This is a genomic window from Mesonia ostreae (assembly GCF_031845265.1).
GTDB lineage: Bacteria > Bacteroidota > Bacteroidia > Flavobacteriales > Flavobacteriaceae > Mesonia > Mesonia ostreae.
Genome location: NZ_JAVRBG010000002.1, coordinates 257,555 through 275,282, shown reverse-complemented (window position 1 = coordinate 275,282; position 17,728 = coordinate 257,555). Strand labels below are relative to the sequence as shown.

At 36.4% G+C, this 17,728-nt stretch carries 21 protein-coding genes and 1 pseudogene; 2 read left to right on the top strand and 20 right to left on the bottom strand.

What is annotated here, in order from left to right:
- Positions 1-3 precede the first annotated feature (3 nt).
- The 18 genes and pseudogenes from RLT85_RS03290 to RLT85_RS03205 all read right to left on the bottom strand — a co-directional run bounded on the left by RLT85_RS03290 (position 4) and on the right by RLT85_RS03205 (position 13,449).
- A complete protein-coding gene (locus RLT85_RS03290; protein ID WP_311400619.1) occupies positions 4-336 on the bottom strand; it encodes a type II toxin-antitoxin system PemK/MazF family toxin in 333 nt (110 codons plus the stop codon).
- Complete coding sequence (locus RLT85_RS03285; protein WP_311400618.1) at positions 333-578, bottom strand: ribbon-helix-helix domain-containing protein; 246 nt, start codon at positions 576-578, stop codon at positions 333-335. The genes RLT85_RS03290 and RLT85_RS03285 overlap by 4 nt, the downstream gene beginning before the upstream one ends.
- Before the next feature lie 267 nt (positions 579-845).
- Positions 846-2,054 carry a 3-oxoadipyl-CoA thiolase gene (locus RLT85_RS03280; protein WP_311400617.1) on the bottom strand — a complete coding sequence of 403 codons (1,209 nt, stop codon included), beginning with the start codon at positions 2,052-2,054 and terminating at the stop codon, positions 846-848.
- Positions 2,055-2,077: 23 nt separating this feature from the next.
- On the bottom strand, positions 2,078-2,938 hold the full coding sequence (gene ypfJ / locus RLT85_RS03275) for a KPN_02809 family neutral zinc metallopeptidase (protein WP_311400616.1): 861 nt from the start codon (positions 2,936-2,938) through the stop codon (positions 2,078-2,080).
- A 201-nt stretch (positions 2,939-3,139) separates the two neighbouring features.
- Complete coding sequence (locus tag RLT85_RS03270; protein WP_311400615.1) at positions 3,140-3,574, bottom strand: PaaI family thioesterase; 435 nt, start codon at positions 3,572-3,574, stop codon at positions 3,140-3,142.
- Positions 3,575-3,605: 31 nt separating this feature from the next.
- Positions 3,606-4,019, bottom strand: a complete 414-nt coding sequence (locus RLT85_RS03265) for a hypothetical protein (protein ID WP_311400614.1) — start codon at positions 4,017-4,019, stop codon at positions 3,606-3,608.
- Between the two features lie 9 nt (positions 4,020-4,028).
- A complete protein-coding gene (locus tag RLT85_RS03260) occupies positions 4,029-5,207 on the bottom strand; it encodes a 3-hydroxyacyl-CoA dehydrogenase NAD-binding domain-containing protein (protein WP_311400613.1) in 1,179 nt (392 codons plus the stop codon).
- Between the two features lie 146 nt (positions 5,208-5,353).
- Positions 5,354-5,668 carry a four helix bundle protein gene (locus tag RLT85_RS03255; RefSeq protein ID WP_311400612.1) on the bottom strand — a complete coding sequence of 105 codons (315 nt, stop codon included), beginning with the start codon at positions 5,666-5,668 and terminating at the stop codon, positions 5,354-5,356.
- A 124-nt stretch (positions 5,669-5,792) separates the two neighbouring features.
- Positions 5,793-6,575, bottom strand: a complete 783-nt coding sequence (locus RLT85_RS03250; RefSeq protein ID WP_311400611.1) for an enoyl-CoA hydratase-related protein — start codon at positions 6,573-6,575, stop codon at positions 5,793-5,795.
- Positions 6,576-6,659: 84 nt separating this feature from the next.
- Positions 6,660-7,160 (bottom strand): 1,2-phenylacetyl-CoA epoxidase subunit PaaD, encoded by a 501-nt coding sequence (gene paaD, locus RLT85_RS03245; RefSeq protein WP_311400610.1) that lies wholly within the window; start codon positions 7,158-7,160, stop codon positions 6,660-6,662.
- A 100-nt stretch (positions 7,161-7,260) separates the two neighbouring features.
- Positions 7,261-8,040 (bottom strand): 1,2-phenylacetyl-CoA epoxidase subunit PaaC, encoded by a 780-nt coding sequence (paaC, locus tag RLT85_RS03240; protein WP_311400609.1) that lies wholly within the window; start codon positions 8,038-8,040, stop codon positions 7,261-7,263.
- A 250-nt stretch (positions 8,041-8,290) separates the two neighbouring features.
- Positions 8,291-8,590: a 1,2-phenylacetyl-CoA epoxidase subunit PaaB gene (paaB, locus tag RLT85_RS03235; protein ID WP_311400608.1), complete on the bottom strand. Its 300-nt coding sequence runs from the start codon at positions 8,588-8,590 to the stop codon at positions 8,291-8,293.
- A 57-nt stretch (positions 8,591-8,647) separates the two neighbouring features.
- Positions 8,648-8,896 (bottom strand): annotated as a pseudogene (locus tag RLT85_RS03230) (four helix bundle protein); the annotation flags it as partial.
- Positions 8,897-9,045: 149 nt separating this feature from the next.
- A complete protein-coding gene (gene paaA / locus RLT85_RS03225) occupies positions 9,046-10,002 on the bottom strand; it encodes a 1,2-phenylacetyl-CoA epoxidase subunit PaaA (protein ID WP_311400607.1) in 957 nt (318 codons plus the stop codon).
- Between the two features lie 72 nt (positions 10,003-10,074).
- Positions 10,075-11,148: a 2Fe-2S iron-sulfur cluster-binding protein gene (locus tag RLT85_RS03220; protein ID WP_311400606.1), complete on the bottom strand. Its 1,074-nt coding sequence runs from the start codon at positions 11,146-11,148 to the stop codon at positions 10,075-10,077.
- A 97-nt stretch (positions 11,149-11,245) separates the two neighbouring features.
- On the bottom strand, positions 11,246-12,199 hold the full coding sequence (locus RLT85_RS03215) for a Fic family protein (protein ID WP_311400605.1): 954 nt from the start codon (positions 12,197-12,199) through the stop codon (positions 11,246-11,248).
- A gap of 61 nt (positions 12,200-12,260) precedes the next feature.
- Positions 12,261-12,830 carry a TetR/AcrR family transcriptional regulator gene (locus tag RLT85_RS03210; protein ID WP_311400604.1) on the bottom strand — a complete coding sequence of 190 codons (570 nt, stop codon included), beginning with the start codon at positions 12,828-12,830 and terminating at the stop codon, positions 12,261-12,263.
- Between the two features lie 10 nt (positions 12,831-12,840).
- Entirely contained in the window at positions 12,841-13,449 is a 609-nt protein-coding gene (locus RLT85_RS03205; RefSeq protein WP_311400603.1) for a DUF4230 domain-containing protein, read from the bottom strand.
- A gap of 218 nt (positions 13,450-13,667) precedes the next feature.
- On the opposite strand from RLT85_RS03205, the gene RLT85_RS03200 reads away from it, so the two are divergent.
- Together RLT85_RS03200 and RLT85_RS03195 are read left to right on the top strand one after the other, a co-directional pair.
- Positions 13,668-13,805 (top strand): rhodanese-like domain-containing protein, encoded by a 138-nt coding sequence (locus RLT85_RS03200; RefSeq protein WP_311400670.1) that lies wholly within the window; start codon positions 13,668-13,670, stop codon positions 13,803-13,805.
- 30 nt (positions 13,806-13,835) lie between these two features.
- Complete coding sequence (locus RLT85_RS03195) at positions 13,836-13,967, top strand: rhodanese-like domain-containing protein (RefSeq protein ID WP_311400602.1); 132 nt, start codon at positions 13,836-13,838, stop codon at positions 13,965-13,967.
- A 13-nt stretch (positions 13,968-13,980) separates the two neighbouring features.
- Here RLT85_RS03195 and RLT85_RS03190 read toward each other — a convergent pair whose 3' ends face one another.
- Together RLT85_RS03190 and alaS are read right to left on the bottom strand one after the other, a co-directional pair.
- Complete coding sequence (locus RLT85_RS03190; RefSeq protein WP_311400601.1) at positions 13,981-14,931, bottom strand: GSCFA domain-containing protein; 951 nt, start codon at positions 14,929-14,931, stop codon at positions 13,981-13,983.
- Positions 14,932-15,028: 97 nt separating this feature from the next.
- Positions 15,029-17,653, bottom strand: a complete 2,625-nt coding sequence (alaS, locus tag RLT85_RS03185) for an alanine--tRNA ligase (RefSeq protein ID WP_311400600.1) — start codon at positions 17,651-17,653, stop codon at positions 15,029-15,031.
- Positions 17,654-17,728: the final 75 nt, after the last annotated feature.

The following is a 17,728-nucleotide window of genomic DNA, read 5'->3' as shown; positions in this document are numbered from 1 at the left end:
TCTTTAATATTTAATTATTTTACTCAAGCCTTCAATAATTATTGACATTTCTCTATTATCAAAAACACCTAATTTATTTTTAAAATGTTCTTTAGCTATAGAACGAACGTGAATTGCCATCACTTCAGATTTTGCTTTCAAACCATTTTGTTTGGAAGGACTAACGATTAAGTTACCGTGATAATTTTTTAATTTTGTAGTTAACGGACAGACAATTACTGTTTTCAAATTTGCATTGACCAAATTACCAGAAAGGATAATCGCTGGTCTTCTTCCACCTTGTTCACTACCCTTTATTGGGTCTAGATACACTTCCCAAATTTCGCCTTGCTTCATTCTTTATCTAAATCTTGAAGTTGCTTAAAATAATCTGCCACTCCTTCTTCGGCCATCGCTAACATATCTTCGTCTTTTGCCATTCTTTGATAGGATTTTTTATACGCCGCACGATCTAGCTGTTCTAAATAAATTTCTAGTGCTTTTTCAATAAGCTTATTTTTAGGCATTTTTAATGTTTTAGCCTTTTCTGCTAATTGTTTTAGTAAATGATCTGGAAGTGAAGAGGTAAATGTTGCCATTTTATATTTATTTTAGGTAAATATAATTTATAAATATGAATTATACAGATCAGACTATCAATTAATTAAATATTAATTATTCTTACTAAAACCCAATAACTACTATTTTTACCTAATAATTCTCATCACACACATACTCTTAAGTCTTGCCCTAAAAGATTCCTGCCTGCGCAGGAATTAGGCACGCTCAATCACGGCCGCATAACCTTGTCCAACACCAACACATCCCGAATCTTTAAAACTCTCGGGACTTCACTTCGTTCAGCACTACCCAACATTTTCAATCACAGCAGCATAACCTTGGCCAACTCCTACACACATAGTTATGAGAGCATATTTTTTACCAGAAAGCTGCAATTCTAAAGCTGCGGTATGCGCCAGTCTAGCTCCGGTTACACCAAGCGGATGCCCAATAGCAATCGCTCCTCCATTTGGGTTTAAGCGCGGATCGCTATCCTTTAATCCCCAAGCTCTGGTACACGCTAAGGCTTGTGCGGCAAAAGCTTCATTCAATTCGATGATATCCATATCATCCATCGTTAAACCTGCTTTTCTTAGGGCTTTGTTTGAAGCTTCTACGGGACCAATTCCCATAATTCTGGGTTCTACACCTACTACCGCAGAGCTCAAGATTTTAGCCATCGGTTGTAGACCATATTCTTCTACTGCTTTTTCTGAAGCGATAATAGTTGCAGCAGCTCCGTCATTTAAACCTGAAGAATTTCCTGCAGTCACACTTCCTCCTTCTTTACGGAAAGCAGGTCGTAACTTAGCCAGTATTTCTTTACTGGTTGTAGGTTTAATAAATTCATCTTTGCTAAATTGAATGGGATCTTTTTTACGCTGCGGGATTTCTACAGTAGTAATTTCTTTAGCCAAGCGACCATTTTTCTGCGCTTCAGTAGCTTTCATCTGACTCCAGTATGCAAAAGCATCTTGATCTTCACGAGAAATATTATATTTATCTACTAAGTTTTCTGCCGTTACTCCCATGCCGTCGATGCCGTACATTTCTTTCATCTTAGGATTTACAAAACGCCACCCAAAGCTGGTATCGTACATCTTGGCATCATTTCCATAAGCGCTAGAAGGTTTTGCAATGGCATAAGGTCCGCGCGTCATGTGTTCTACTCCGCCGCTAATAAACAAATCTCCGTCTCCCGCTTTAATCGCGCGATTGGCGTGAATAATAGCGGAGAGACCACTGCTACACAATCTATTTACGGTTTCTCCTGGAACAGAATAAGGTAATCCTGCCAAAAGGGAGCACATTCTAGCTACATTCCTATTGTCTTCTCCCGCTTGATTGGCACATCCTAAAATCACATCATCATAAGCTTCTTGCGGAATATTTGGGTTCCTTTTTACCAATTCTTTTATCACCAAGGCTCCCAAATCATCAATTCTTACAGGAGATAACGTTCCTTTATAATTTCCAATAGGTGTTCGTATTCCGTCAATAATATAGCTGTTCATAGTTGTTATAATTTTTTAATCTATTAAATTTTTAATTCTGAAAAAGTATCATGTTGACTCATATCGCCAGTTCTAAAACCTCGTAAAAACCAGTCTTTACGCTGCTGAGAAGTACCGTGGGTAAACGAATCTGGATTTACAGAACCTTGCACTTTTCTTTGCAAAGCATCATCACCTACCGCATTGGCGGCACTTAGAGCTTCTTCAATGTCGCCTTCTTCTAAGTATTCTTGATTGTGATATGCCCAAAGGCCAGCATAGAAATCGGCTTGTAGCTCTAAAGCAACCGAAAGTTTATTTGCGTCTACTTTACTCATTCCTTGCTGTGCCCGACGCACCTTTTGTGAGGTTCCTATAAGAGTTTGCACATGATGACCTATTTCGTGAGCTGTGACATAAGCCATGGCGAAATCACCCTTTTTTGCGCCGAACCGATTATGAAGTTCATTAAAGAAAATCAAATCCATGTAAAGTTTTTGATCTGCTGGACAGTAAAAAGGTCCACTTGCCGAAGTAGCATTACCACATCCAGTTTGAACAGCATCGGTGAATAGAACCATGGTTGGTTTTTTATAAGCTCCTAAATTGTTTTGTTGAAAAACTTGAGCCCATACATCCTCAGTATCGGCTAAAACAGTGGCCATAAAGTTACCCAATTCTTTTTCTTGAGCAGTAAGCTCTCTTGTTTCTACCTGTTGTGTTTGTCGATTTTTATTAAATTCATTTAACACTGGTGCTACAGTTTGACCAGTTTCTCCACCAAAAATTTGTAAAAGAATTACGATAACTCCAATAACTCCGCCTCCTGCAATAACTTTTCCTTTAGTACTCGAACCACGACGATCGTCTAGGTTGCCACTTTTTCTTCTTCCTCTCCATTTCATAATATGCTTGTTTTAGCTGGCTCTAAAAATAATAATTTTAAGGTAGGGTTTTATTTTATACGCAAATTATTTTTTTTGCGCAAGGGATAGAAGCGGCATCCTTTTTTGCTTTTGGGATAATTTTCTACTGTTCTCAAATTAATTAGCAAAAAAGATATAGCGGATAGCCCGACCCGATAGGGATGCGCCCAAATGATCACGCTAATCTTCCCAAACCGCACTCGTTCGATAAGCAACTCCTTTAAATAAGGCCACCAGCTTTTCCTTAACGTGAATTTCTACGGTATAAAAAGCCAACTTATTCTTCATACTTTTTAACTGAGAAGTCGCTATAAGGACATCGCCTTCCTCTAAAGCTTCGATATGATTGATGGAAGTGTCGATGGAAACCGACTTTCTCCCCATCGTATTGGTGGCAAACCCAAAGGCAGTATCGGCCAAAGAATAGGTGATTCCTCCGTGGCCTTTTTTCATGCTATTGAGCATTTCTTTACGGATTTTCATTCGTACTTTGCAATACCCATCTTGTACTTCTACAATCTCTATACCCAACCACTGACTAAAAGCGTCGTTCTCCAACATGTGATGTGGGATTTCTAGTGCAGAAACGACTTTTTTATCTTCATTATTTTCCATATAAAGTTTAGTTTTTCTAAATACTCTGCTTTTAGAATTTCTTTCTAATTTTATACGCTAACCAAGCAAATGGGATGTAGGCCAAAGCTAAATCTAAAATAACAAACCATGTAGGTGCCGGAATCATAAAGACTGCCGCAATGCCACCAATTAAAAAGAAAAAGCCAATTATCATTGCTAACATTAAACGGCGATTTTTTCCTACAATTACGGTTAACAAAGCTCCTACTAATGTTCCAATAGCATGTGCTAAAAACGGAAAAATAAAATGTATTGGTTCCAATAAGCCTTTTGCAGCCTGTAAACCTTCTGTAGTCGTTAAATCAACTCCTGTAGGTGATGGAATCACATAACTGCCCACCATTATTATCCCCATATTAATTAAGCCACCAAGCATAGCACCAATAATAACCGCTATAATATTTCTTACAATGCCTTTTTTCATATGTAGATATTAAAAATTGAAACTGTTATTCTCTTTGTTCATCTTTCTTAAAAGCGGACTACAACGGTAACGATCTTCGTGGTATTCTCCATATAAAGCATCTATCTGATTAACACACCAATCAATTCCCTTCTCGTTTGCCCAAGCGAGTAATCCTTTTGGGTAATTTACGCCTTTTGTCATGGCAAGATCTATATCTTTTGCAGTTGCAATATTTAAAAATAAAGCATCTGCGGCTTCATTGATGAGCATTACTAGAATGCGGTCTAGGATTTGTTGAGATTTTTCATCCTGATGAGATCTTGAATCAAGTTCAGGATGACAATTTTTGTCTATTTTACCATCCTTATAATTATAAAATCCCTTTCCAGTTTTCCTTCCTAAATAACCAGCTTCGGAAAGACGTTTTTGCGTGAACGAAGGTTTGTAACGCGGGTCGTAATAGAATTCTGCAAAAACAGTTTCTGTTACCGTATAATTTACATCATTTCCAATAAAATCCATCAGCTCAAAAGGACCCATTCTAAAACCTCCTAAGTCTTTCATGGCTTGGTCAATTTCGGCAAAACTGGCTATTCCTTCTTCGTAAATTCGCAGTGCTTCGCCGTAAAAAGGTCGGGCTACTCGGTTTACAATAAAGCCTGGCGTATCTTTTGCCAAGACACCCGCTTTTTTCCAGTCGGCTATAATTTCTACAACTTTATTTTTTACCTCTTCGGAAGTTTGAACGGCCGGAATAATCTCTACTAACGGCATTAAGGGTGCGGGATTGAAAAAGTGAATCCCGATAACGCGCTCTGGATTTTCTAAAGAAGCTGCAATGCTCGCGATAGAAAGTGAAGAGGTATTGGAAGCAATAATTGCCTCTTGAGATTGATACGTTTCTAGCTCTTGAAACACTTTACGCTTAATCTCAAGGTTTTCTACAATCGCCTCGATGGTTAAATCGGCTTTAGCTAAATCTTTTAAAGCATTTACATAAGAGATATTTCCTTGAATTCTGTTTTTCTCAGCTTCATCAATTCTTCCTTTTTCAATTAAACGCGCTAGCACTTTTTCGAGTTTTGTTTGGCTAGTCTCTAAAGCTTTTTGTTGGGTATCGTAAAGCATCACCCTACAGCCTGCGGTTGCTGCAATTTGTGCGATGCCGCTGCCCATGGTTCCTGCTCCTATTATAGCTACTTTCATATCTATTTCAAATTTTTTATTTCAAATCTCAGATTTCAAATTTAGCGTTTAATGGAAAATCATTTTTTCAAAACCAAGATTGAACTATTATCATTAATTATTTACTTCATTTTCTTTTTTGATGTGGAAATACTTTTGGAAAAAATTTAAATAAGCTGGTTAGACTCATCAATTAAGTTATCCATTTTTACAGATTTTTCCGTAAGAACAGCCTCCTTCTGGATTCTCAAATTGGTTTTTGATTCTCTAAGCTCTTTTAAACAAATTTGCATCTTATGAATATAATCTCGAGTAGATTGGGCTCCAATAGCTTCAGAATAATTTAAGGCTACACTTGTAGCAGAGCGAATTAATTGGCTACATAAATGTTGTGAAGCAAATGAAGAGTTTGTGTTTTTTGTAATCTGAATACAAACTACTGCAAAATCAATTAACCTATTTTCAAGTTCTTGAGAAGTCATTGCTATTTCAAATTTTTCATTTATTATTTTAAATCTCAAATTTAGTTTGCCAAAGGCATTTCTAATCTTTATTTAGTATTGTAAATTTGAAATACTAAATTTGCAATTTCAAAATTTGAAATATTTACTTCCCTTCAAACTCCGGTTTTCTTTTTTCCATAAACGCTGTTACGCCTTCTTTATAATCTGCTGATGATGCGGCTTCGATTTGAAATTTGCTTTCTAAGGCTAATTGCTCGTCTAAATTATTGGTAAGCGATTGATTTAAGGCTTCCTTGGTTAAGGCTAAAGCTTTAGTTGGCATTTTGGCCATTTTTAAAGCAAGTTTTTCACATTCTTCTTCAAAGCTTTCCGCAGAAAAATACTTGTAAATCATTCCTAAACGTTCCGCTTCTTGCGCATCTACTTTATCGCCCAACATGGCTAAAGCGGAAGCCTTTTGAAAACCGATTAATCGCGGTAAGAAAAAAGTTCCTGCAGAATCTGGCACCAAACCTATTTTACTAAACGCCTGAATAAAGGCTGCATTTTCTGAAGCAACTACTACATCACAAGCCAAAGCAATATTGGCTCCCGCGCCAGCTGCTACTCCATTTACCGCAGCAATAACGGGTTTTGCGGTTTCCCGAATTAACTGAATAATAGGGTTGTAATGTTCTTCTAGAATTGCCTTAAAACCCGGATTAAGATCTGGATCTGTTACTTCTTTTAAATCTTGGCCAGCACAAAAAGCTTTTCCGTTTCCAGTAAGTAAAATAGCTCGGATATCTTCATTTTTGGCAGCATCTTTTAAAGCATCTTGCAGCTCAAAAGCCATTTCTCTGTTAAAACTATTAAAGACTTCAGGTCGGTTTAAACTTAATTTAGCCACCTGGTTTTTGATTTCTACTTGTATATTTTTACTCATATTTTTTGAAATTGAATTTGAAAATGAATCCGAAATTGAAATCTAGTCTCTTTCGATTTCAACTTCAATTTCGTTTTAAATTTTTTAGATTAAACACTTAAAGTAATCAAAAGGTTCTTGACAATCGTCACATTTAAACAAAGCCTTACAGGCCGTAGAGCCAAACTGACTCACTAGATGTGTATTGGTAGATTTACATTGCGGGCATTTAACCAGTTTTTCTTCGCCCAGCAAAGCTCTTTTATCTGCGGATGCATCCATAGGTGGTGCAATTCCATAATCTTCTAAGGCCTTTCTACCTGTTTCTGTAATCCAGTCGGTGCTCCAGGCTGGCGCGAGAATTAAATCAACTTTTGCTTCAAATCCAGCTTGTTTTAAAGCCGTCACGATATCATCACCTATCACATCCATCGCAGGACAACCGCTATACGTAGGTGTTATTTTTACACTCGCTTTTTTGCCGTCTAACCTCGCTTCGCGCACCACGCCTAAATCTAAAATAGAAAGCACAGGAATCTCTGGATCTGGCACTTGTCTAAGTATCGGTTCCAAAACTTCATCAATATGTACCTCTTCTTTTGTCATTGTTATAAATACTAAATGAAAAATAATTAAGTAAAAAGGTTTTCTCTCGACTCGTTTTACACTTTTACATTTTAAATTTTTCGGTTTTACATTTAGTCTATTACCACTTCATCCCTGGATAGGTGCGCTGCATATACTGCATGTCGCTTAAAATATAGCCCATCTGCTCGCTATGGATTCCTTCTTTCCCCCCTTTTTGAAAATATTTTAAATTTGGAACTTCTAAGGTAGCTTCTTCAAGCACTTCAGATACATTTTTATAATACGTATCTTTTAATTGTTTTACATCTACTCCTATCCCTGCTTTAATCATGGCCTCATCTGCTTTTGTAGTATGAAATAGTTCATCTGTAAATCGCCACAAGTCATTGATTGCAGTTTGCATTTTTTCTTTACTTTCTTGAGTCCCATCACCTAATCGTTTTACCCAATCTGATGAGAAACGCTTGTGATAACTTACCTCTTTAATACTTTTTTTGGCTATAGCGACCAAAGTATCGTCTTTAGATTTTTGCAATTCTGTCATGAGAAGAATATGAAAATGATCAAACAAAAATTGGCGTCCAATTGTATAAGCAAAATTTGTATTGGGTTGTTCTACTAAGAGCACATTTAAATATTCGCGCTCTGTTCTTAAAAATGCCAAATCATCTTCGGTTACTTCTCCGCTTGAAATTTGTGCTGCATACTGAAAATAACTACGCACTTGTCCAAATAAATCTAACGAGATATTAGTTAACGCAATATCGGTTTCTAAAGTAGGCCCGTGCCCGGTTAATTCTCCTAAACGCTGACCTAATATTAAGCTATTATCGGCGATGCCGTAGATGTATTTTATCTTATCTTCGTGCAAACGAGTATCTTTTTGTTTTGAACTCATGGTATTTATTATTTATTCAAAAATCTTTTTATTTTGTTTCTGAAGTCTAATCTCCTCCAATTATGATTTCATATCTATAAAATGAAATTAAAATGATAAGAATTTGAGCAATTTACGCTTCCGCGGAAATACAAGCTGTTTTAAGCTTACTAAATAGATCAGAACTCACGATGACCTAATTAAGTTACTGTCTATGCAGATTGAAAAATTAAAATCATTACGCGATTAGATTCCTGCCTTCGCAGGAATGTTACATATGTTTTACCTCATCGGGCAAATCATAAAATGTAGGGTGGCGATAAACTTTATCTGCTGCCGGCTCAAACATTTCTCCGTTATGGTCTGGATTAGAAGCGGTAATGTTCTTTGATTCTACTACCCAAATACTCACGCCTTCACTTCTTCTTGTATAGACATCGCGGGCATTTTCTAAAGCCATATCTGCATCTGCAGCATGGAGACTACCAAAATGACGATGTTCGAGTCCGTTTTTACTACGGACAAATATTTCCCATAAAGGCCAGTTCTTTGTTTTCTTATCTGTTGACATATTATATATAGTATTTAGTAATTATTAGTGAGTAGTAAGTAATGAGTAGTGAAAAAATTAGTTATTTAATGATTTAATTAACGCATAATTCATTTTCTGGATCTGTATTATATCTTTCAAAATAGGATCAACTTTGTATTTAGGAACTAATTTAAGTTTATAAGATAAAATTAGTTGAGTAAAAAGCTCATAAGATGAAACATTTGCAATACTTAGAAAATTCTTAAACTCTCCATTGGTATTTCTTCCAGCGCCTTCTGCAATATTTGAAGGAACAGAAACTGCGCATCTCCTAATTTGACTTGTTAGGCCATATTTTTATTCTTGCGGAAAGTTGGCAGACAACTCATATATTTGTTCAGTAATTCTCATTGCCTTATTCCAAACCTTCAAATCATTTAAAACGTGCATATCTCCACTAATTACTAATTACCCAATACTCAATACTTTTATTCCTATCCCGCTTTTCTCACTTTTTTATCAGCTTGTTTTTCGGCGTAAGCCATAGCAGCGTCTCGCACCCATTCTCCGCCTTCCCAAGCACCAACACGGGTTTGCAAACGTTCTTTATTACACGGGCCGTGGCCTTTTACCACCTGCCAAAACTCATCCCAATCTATGGCACCAAAATCATAATGACCCGTTTCTTCATTCCATTTTAAATCTTCATCTGGTACCGTAATACCTAAGATATCGGCTTGCGGAACGGTTTGATCTATAAATTGCTGACGTAATTCGTCGTTGGTTTTACGCTTTAATTTCCATTTCATAGACTGCTCTGTGTGCGTAGAAGCATCATCTGTAGGCCCTAACATCATTAGAGAAGGCCACCACCAGCGGTTTAAAGCATCTTGAGCCATTTGTTTTTGCTCTGGCGTTCCATTACACAAGGTTAGCATAATTTCATAACCTTGGCGTTGGTGAAAACTTTCTTCCTTACAAACACGCACCATCGCACGAGCGTAAGGCCCAAAGGAAGTGCTACACAATGGCACTTGATTGATAATAGCTGCTCCATCTACGAGCCAACCAATTGCTCCAATATCTGCCCAAGTAATGGTTGGATAATTAAAAATACTAGAATATTTTGCTTTACCAGAATGCAACTGCTCATACAACTCTTCTCTAGAAATCCCTAAAGTTTCGGTGGCGCTGTAAAGGTAAAGTCCGTGCCCAGCCTCATCTTGCACTTTAGCTAATAAAGCTACTTTACGGCGTAAAGAAGGCGCTCTAGTAATCCAATTCCCTTCTGGCAGCATGCCAACAATTTCTGAATGCGCGTGCTGCGACATTTGCCTAATGTGCGTTTTACGGTACTTCTCTGGCATCCAATCTTTAGGTTCTATTTTTTCATCTCGGGCAATTTTTGCCTCAAAAATTTCTTCTAAATTCTTTACTTCTTTCTCACTCATAATTTTTGTTTTTTGTTGAAAGCTTAAAGCTGAAATGTTTCTCTATCACTTTCAACTTATAACCTTCTTGTTCTACACATCAAAATCTACCTTCACTATATCTGAAATAGGAACAGCTTGGCAACTTAGCACTAAATTTTGTGCTACTTCTTTTTCTTCTAAGGCATAATTCACTTTCATTTCTACGCTACCCTCTAGCACTTCGCATTTACAAGTACTGCATACTCCGCCTTTACAAGCAAAAGGTAAATCTGCTCCTGCGCCTAAGGCTGCATCTAAAAGATTGTCATACTCTTTGGTCATGGTAAAGCTGAATTCCTTTCCGCCATCTACAATAGTTACCTCTGTACCTTCTACATTTTGTTTAGCCAAACGCTTGGTTCTAGCAATATCTTCTTCAGAAAGACCCGTTACGAACAGTTCAAAATGAACCAACTCTTTAGGCAAGCCAGCCTTTACCAAATACGCTCCAATGTAATTTACCATCGCTTCAGGTCCGCATAAAAATACTTCGCTTGTATCTGGAATATCAATAAAATTACGAGTTAGCACTTCCATTTTCTCATCATTGAACCTGCCGTTAAACAACTCGATATCTCTTTTTTCTTCCGTAAGGAAATAATAAATCTCCAACCTCCCAAAGTAGGTATTTCGCAATTGCTCTAACTCTTCCTTAAAGATAATTGATTTTGCGGTTTTATTGACATAAAATAACTTGCAAGTAGAATTTGGTTCGGCCGCCAAATGGGATTTTACCATAGATAGCACGGGAGTAATACCGCTACCTGCGGCAAAAAACAAGTAATTCTTTGCTTTGTTAGCTGCAACTTTTACCCCAAACTTCCCGCTAGGTGCCATTACCTCCAAAGTATCACCCGCTTTTAAAGATTGATTCACATAAGTTGAAAAAATACCTTCTGGGATTTCTTTTACAGCTACTTTCCATTCTTGGTCTAGCGGACTAGAACATAAAGAATAAGATCTTCTTACATCTTCACCGTTGATTTCCTTTTTTAAAGTTAAATGCTGACCGTGATTAAAGTGAAAAGCCTCTCTTAATTCTTCAGGAACAAAAAAGGTAATTACGGTACAATCTTTTGTCTCTTTATAAACGTGCTGTACTTCTAATGGATAAAATTTTGCCATAGTTTAAATTATGCTTCCTTACAAAACTAACGATTGTTAGTTTTATTTGCAAATTTAGCCTGTTAAAACCTTAAACCTAGGGATATCAATAGATTAACTAGCGGTTACGCTCACGTTTTAATCTATAATCTTCTATAGCTTGCTTGGTAGTAAGCCAATTTCTACCCTCTTTATAAGCATCTATTTTACCTTGACGTGCTAATAAACTTATGTATTCTTGACTATAAGGCAAAGATTCTTCTTTTACCAGATTGCTTATTTCTCTATAATTATCATCACTTCCAGGCATCGCATTTAAATAAATATTTAAGGTGCGCTCTAAAGCCTGAGCCATAAGGAGGCTTAATTTAAAGTAATCTCCCTTATTCGCTTGGTTTAAGGCTTCATAATATTTTTTACGGTCATTGGTTAAAATAATGGCTGGAGGAAAACCTTCTTGCATGAGCTCCAAATTCATGGCTAATCTCACCGTACGGCCATTACCATCAAAAAAGGGATGAATCCAAACCAATTTATGATGGAAAATTGTAGCCAACTCTATGCTATTTAGCTGAAGCGGATTTTGACCCACAAACTCTACAAGCTCATCGAGCAAATCAGAAACCTTTTGTGCATTAGGTGGTAGAAAGTTAGCTCCTGCAATTCTTACACCACCATTTCTTAACCTACCTGCATAATCATCTTCTATACTTCTTAAAACATAACTATGTAGCTCTAAAATACTTTTGGCATCTAAAACTTGCTTGTTTTCTACCATTTTATACAATCGCTTTAGCGCTGTCTCATGGTTTTTTGCTTCAAAGTGTTCTCGCAAAGATTTTCCCTTTACGGTAATACCTTCTTGTAATACCATTTGAGTTTCGCGTAGGCTTAAGGTATTCCCTTCAATACTATTGGTATTGTAGGTCCACTCTATACTTAAAGCTTCTTGAATTTTCTGTAAAGCAATTTTTGGCAATGGCCTGCTTTGTTGCAAAATTGCTTTCTTTTCGTACAAGCGATTATAGGTAGCTTGTAGTTTTTCTCGATATACTAAGTTAATATCCCACATATCACAAAGATACACTATTATCGGGTAACTTTAATAAACAACCTATCCGATATTAAGAATTTTACACCACAACACCCTGAAGCAAAGTTTTGGTAAGGTCTTTTTTAAGTATGTTTGGATTAATGTTTTTGTTTTTGGCATACCACAAATAAAACGTACGCAAGGTAGAAAGAATAGAAAAGAGCATAATTTCTATATCACTATTTCTTATTTCGTTAGCTTTAATACCTCCTTGGAGAATTTCTCTAAACTTCTCTTCATAATCGGCTCGCATTTCTATATAGATTTCTTTTTTTTCTTTTCCAAGATGCATCCAGTCATTATTCATACAGGCTAAGAAATCGGTTTTTTTTATTGTTAGATCAATATGCATTTTAATAATTTCTTCTAATTTTTGAATAGCAGAAATAGGCTTGGGAGAAACTTCGTGTATATGCATTGTAAAATCTCGTGCAACCTGCATTATTATAATTTCTAAAATTTCTTGTTTTGATTGGATGTGATTGTACAAGCTCGCCGCCTTTATACCTAATTCTTGCGCTAGATCACGCATGGAAACAGCATTATAACCTTTCTCTTTAAAAAGTTGTGCCGCTTTAAGAATAATTTCTTCTTTTCTATCTAATTTCACACTCTTTAATTTAGAGTAAAATTTCTAATTCTTTTTCTGACTGGATTGGTTGTTTATGGTATTCTAAAGTCCACCCCAAAGTTCGAGTTAAAACAAAAATCTTTTGTATTTCACTAAGTAAACGATTCTCTGCATTATCCATAACGCTAGAGGTTTGTATCTTTTTTCGAATTTGTTTAGTTACTCTCTTTTTTATAGCATTATAATCTTCTGCATTAAATTGATTTAAATAATCTTGCGTGACATCATAAAAGTCAAATTCTGGATAAATATTTAATTCTGGGTTTGGTATGCTTGTAATTCTTAAGGTTTTATTTTCTGGAAAAATTTCATAATTCAGATTACTTAAGTCGTAGCTCACTGTCGCTTTGGTATTTACCGCCACGATAGCTTTTTTACGAGCCGTAATGCCCATAAATATATTCTCGCTATTTTTATAGGTAAATATTTGAGCGTAAGAACTTTCGGTTACTACCAATTTACTTACATTCTTCACCTCTTTTTCTATAAGTTGAGAGGTTTGGTCTAGCTGCGTTTTAGATTGATTTTTATCATTAAAATACCAGTAACCAGCAACTGCTATAATGGTAAGCAGCACCCCAAGAATAAACTTTTTCATCGCTAAATTTTGGTCTAAAATACGAAATTTTGCGTTAGGGATTGCAGCGGTTACCCTACAGGGAGCGAGAGCGAACCGAAGCGTAATAGCGAAAAGCCCGACCACCAATTTTTATTGGTGGGAACGCCCAAAAAAAATTCTGATTATGGTAACCTAAGTTACTTTTTGTTTCTAATTTATGCCGTTTCTTTGTTTTCTAAACAAATAATTATGGGTTACTGAATTTCTTATTTGGAAATAAAACTAAAAGAATAAACGATTTTAAAGCTCGAGGAGCCGTAATTATAGATGTGCGAAGTAAAGGAGAATATGCCAGCGGAGCCATTCCTGGTTCCAGAAATATACCATTACCGTAAATTAATCCGAAGGTAAATGAGATAAAAAAAATGAACAAACCCGTAATTACTTGCTGTGCCAGCGGAATGCGTTCTAGCAGCGCCGCAGCAATTTTAAAGAGTAAAAATATTGAATGCATTAATGGCGGAGGATGGTTCAACCTGTCACAAAAATTGAATTAATACCTGCTAAAAATCAAGGGAACTGAATATGTGCGTATTGTGCTTTCAATTCCGCTTTTTGTTTCTCTAGCTTAGCTAGAAACTTTTGATGCGCCTCACTGTTAGGATGAAAGGCTTTATGCTTCAAATTTTTTTGCAAAGTCTCTATCTTTTTCATCACTGGCAAAGCAGAAGCATCTACCCAAGTATCTACAAAATGTTGCCAAATATAATCGATGGCCAACGCATTGGGATGAAGCATATCACGCTTATAAAAACGATAATCTCGCAACTCATCCATCATCAATTCATAAGAAGGAAAATAAGTGCTTTGCTTTACGGAAGAAATACTTTGATGCACTGCCGTAATTAAAGCAGCTTTACTTTGCTGATTTTCTACAAAACCATCTTTAAGATGTCTAACGGGCGAAATTGTTATAATTACTTTAAGTTTTGGATCTATTTGCTGAAGAAGTTGCAACGTATTTTGAATACTTCCCTGAATCTGCTCTGCTGAAATTAATTTTTTATTAAAATCTCTTTGCGGAATTTTATGACAATTAGCTACATACTTTCCAGTACTTTTATGCTGATACATCCAAGAAGTCCCAAACGTAAAAACCACGTGCGATGCTTCCTTTAACCAACTAATCGTTTGCTTTAATGCATCATTTAAGTACTGAAGAAGCTCGTTTTTATTAGATGAGCTTAATTTGGAATGCGCATCAAGGCAATGCCATTGCTCGTTATGGAAAATTAAATCTTCTTCTGAGTAAACATATTTTTGTACCGCTTTCTCTATTAGATTTTCTATAGCGAAGGGATGAAAAAGAATTCCAAACGGATTTTGAAGCTGTTGAAATTTATAATACGCCAACTTCTCGCCGATATTTTCTGAAAAACAAGACCCCATTAAAACTAACTTTGAAGCGTAATCTATTTTTGATTGCTCATCTGGTATAGGAACTTGGGTTTGTAGTTTCATTTTTTCTCTAAGATTGAAGTTGAAGCTTAAATTAAATTCGAAGTTGAAATCGAAGTTGAAATCGAAGTCGATATTACCGCATTTTCAAATTGACACATTAAATGATAAACGTTTTACTTTCTTCTAAAGCTTTTTCGATTCCGTTGGGATCTTTACCTCCTGCGGTTGCAAAAAAAGCTTGGCCGCCACCGCCACCTTGAATAAATTTACCTAACTCCCGAACCATTTGCCCGGCGTTTAAAGATTTTTCTTCGGCTAATTTTTTATCGATGTAAATTGAAAGTAAAGCTTTACCATTTTGCTTAGAACCTAAAACCATAAACAAATTTTCTACTTCACCTCCCAACTGAAAGGATAGATCTTTCATTGCTCCAGCATCCAAATCTACCTCTTTAGCCAAAAACTGTACACCGTTTACTTCCGTTAAGGCAGCCTTTAAATCTCCTTTTATATTGCCTGCTTTCTCTTTCTTAAGCTGTTCTATTTCTTTCTTTAACTGCGCATTTTCATCTTGCAAATCCCCAACCACTTTAAGCGGATTCTTAGTGTTCTTTACCAAGGTTTTTAGCTCATTAAAATGCTCACTTTGCTGCGTTAAAAAGTCTTTAGCCGCATCGCCTGTAATGGCTTCCATACGTCTTACTCCAGCAGCTACAGCACCTTCAGAAAGGATTTTAAAATGCCAAATATCGCTGGTGTTACTTACGTGCGTACCGCCACAAAGCTCCATAGATTCTCCATAATTGACAATTCGTACCGTATCGCCATATTTCTCACCAAATAAACCAATAGCGCCTTGTTCCAAAGCCTTATCATACGCAACATTACGCTGTTCCTTTAAGGGTAATTGCTCCCGAATACGTGCATTAACAAAATTTTCTATTTGCTTTATTTCTTCTGAAGAAACTTTACTGAAATGAGAAAAGTCAAAACGTAAATAACCACTATGTACCATAGAACCTTTTTGCTCTACGTGTTCTCCCAAAACATTGCGTAAAGCTTGATGTAATAAATGCGTCCCCGTGTGATTGGCAGCAGCACGTTTACGTTGTTTTTCATCTACCGCAGCTTTAAAATTACCCTTTATATCTTCTGGTAGCGTTTTGGTAATGTGTATAATTAAATTGTTTTCTTTTTTGGTATCTATAATATAAGTCACGTTACCATTGGCTGATTCTAAGTAACCTTTATCACCTACTTGGCCTCCGCCTTCTGGGTAGAAAGGCGTTAAATTGAATACCAATTGATACAATTCGCCTTCTTTTGTGCTCTCTACTTTTCTGTATTTCGCAATTTTCACATTGGCCTCTAAATGGTCATAACCAATAAATTCCTCTACATCATCTTCGAATAAGATTTGCCAATCCTCTGCTTTAGTTTGTGCAGCAGAACGCGAACGCTCTTTTTGTTTTTGCAATTCGGTTTCAAAAGTTGCTTGGTCTAGAGTATAGCCTTTTTCTTCTAAAATTAAAGCTGTTAAATCTATAGGGAAACCAAACGTATCATAAAGCTCAAACGCTTTTTTACCAGATACTTCTTTTCCTTTGGTAGAGTCGATAATGCTATCTAGCAACACCAAACCTTGATCTAAAGTTCTTAGGAAAGAATTTTCTTCTTCTCTAATTACATTTTCACAAAGGTTCTTTTGCTTTTTAAGCTCTGGAAATTGTTTCCCCATTTGCTTGCTTAGCGTCTCTACTAATTTATAAATAAAAGGTTCTTTGGTATTCAAGAACGTAAATCCGTAACGAATGGCGCGACGCAAAATACGTCGAATCACATATCCAGCTCCGTTATTGCTTGGTAATTGCCCATCGGCGATCGCAAAAGAAACCGCTCTTACGTGATCTGCAATTACGCGAATGGCAATATCTGTTTCTTCTCCAGAAACTTCAGGATTTCCGTAGGTAGAATTTGTGATCGCTTGTATTTCTCTAATTAATGGTGTAAAAACATCGGTATCATAATTAGACTTCACATCTTGCATGACCATCGCCAAACGCTCAAAGCCCATTCCTGTATCGATATGCTTATTGGGAAGCTCCACTAATTTTCCAGTGGCCATTCTATTGTATTGTATAAAAACCAAATTCCAAATCTCTACCACGTGAGGATGATCTTTATTTACCAAGTCTTTACCTGGGATTTTTGCCTTTTCTTCTTCAGAGCGAATATCGATATGGATTTCAGAAGCAGGTCCGCAAGGGCCTTGATCTCCCATCTCCCAAAAGTTATCTTTTTTATCACCTAAAAGAATACGATCTTCGGGAATAATAGCTTTCCATAAATCGAACGCCTCTTGATCTAAACCTAAGCCATCTTCTTTATCTCCCTCAAAAACGGTGACATATAAATTTTCTGGTGTAATCTGAAACTCTTCCGTTAGCAATTCCCAAGACCATTCTATGGCTTCCTTTTTAAAGTAATCTCCAAAGCTCCAATTTCCCAACATCTCAAACATGGTATGGTGATAGGTATCTTTTCCTACCTCTTCCAAATCATTGTGCTTTCCGCTTACGCGCAAACATTTTTGAGTATCTGTGGCACGAGAATTTTTGGGAGTTGCATTTCCTAAAAAATATTCTTTAAACTGATTCATTCCCGCATTGGTAAACATAAGACTAGGGTCATCTTTAATAACCATAGGCGCTGAAGGAACTATTTCGTGCTTTTTAGATTCAAAAAATGCTAAAAACTTAGAACGGATTTCTTGTGATTTCATATACTTAGCTTAATGGGATCAACGTTATAATTATGTTAACTGTGAAACAATTTCTATCTTTGTTCGTCTTTCTAA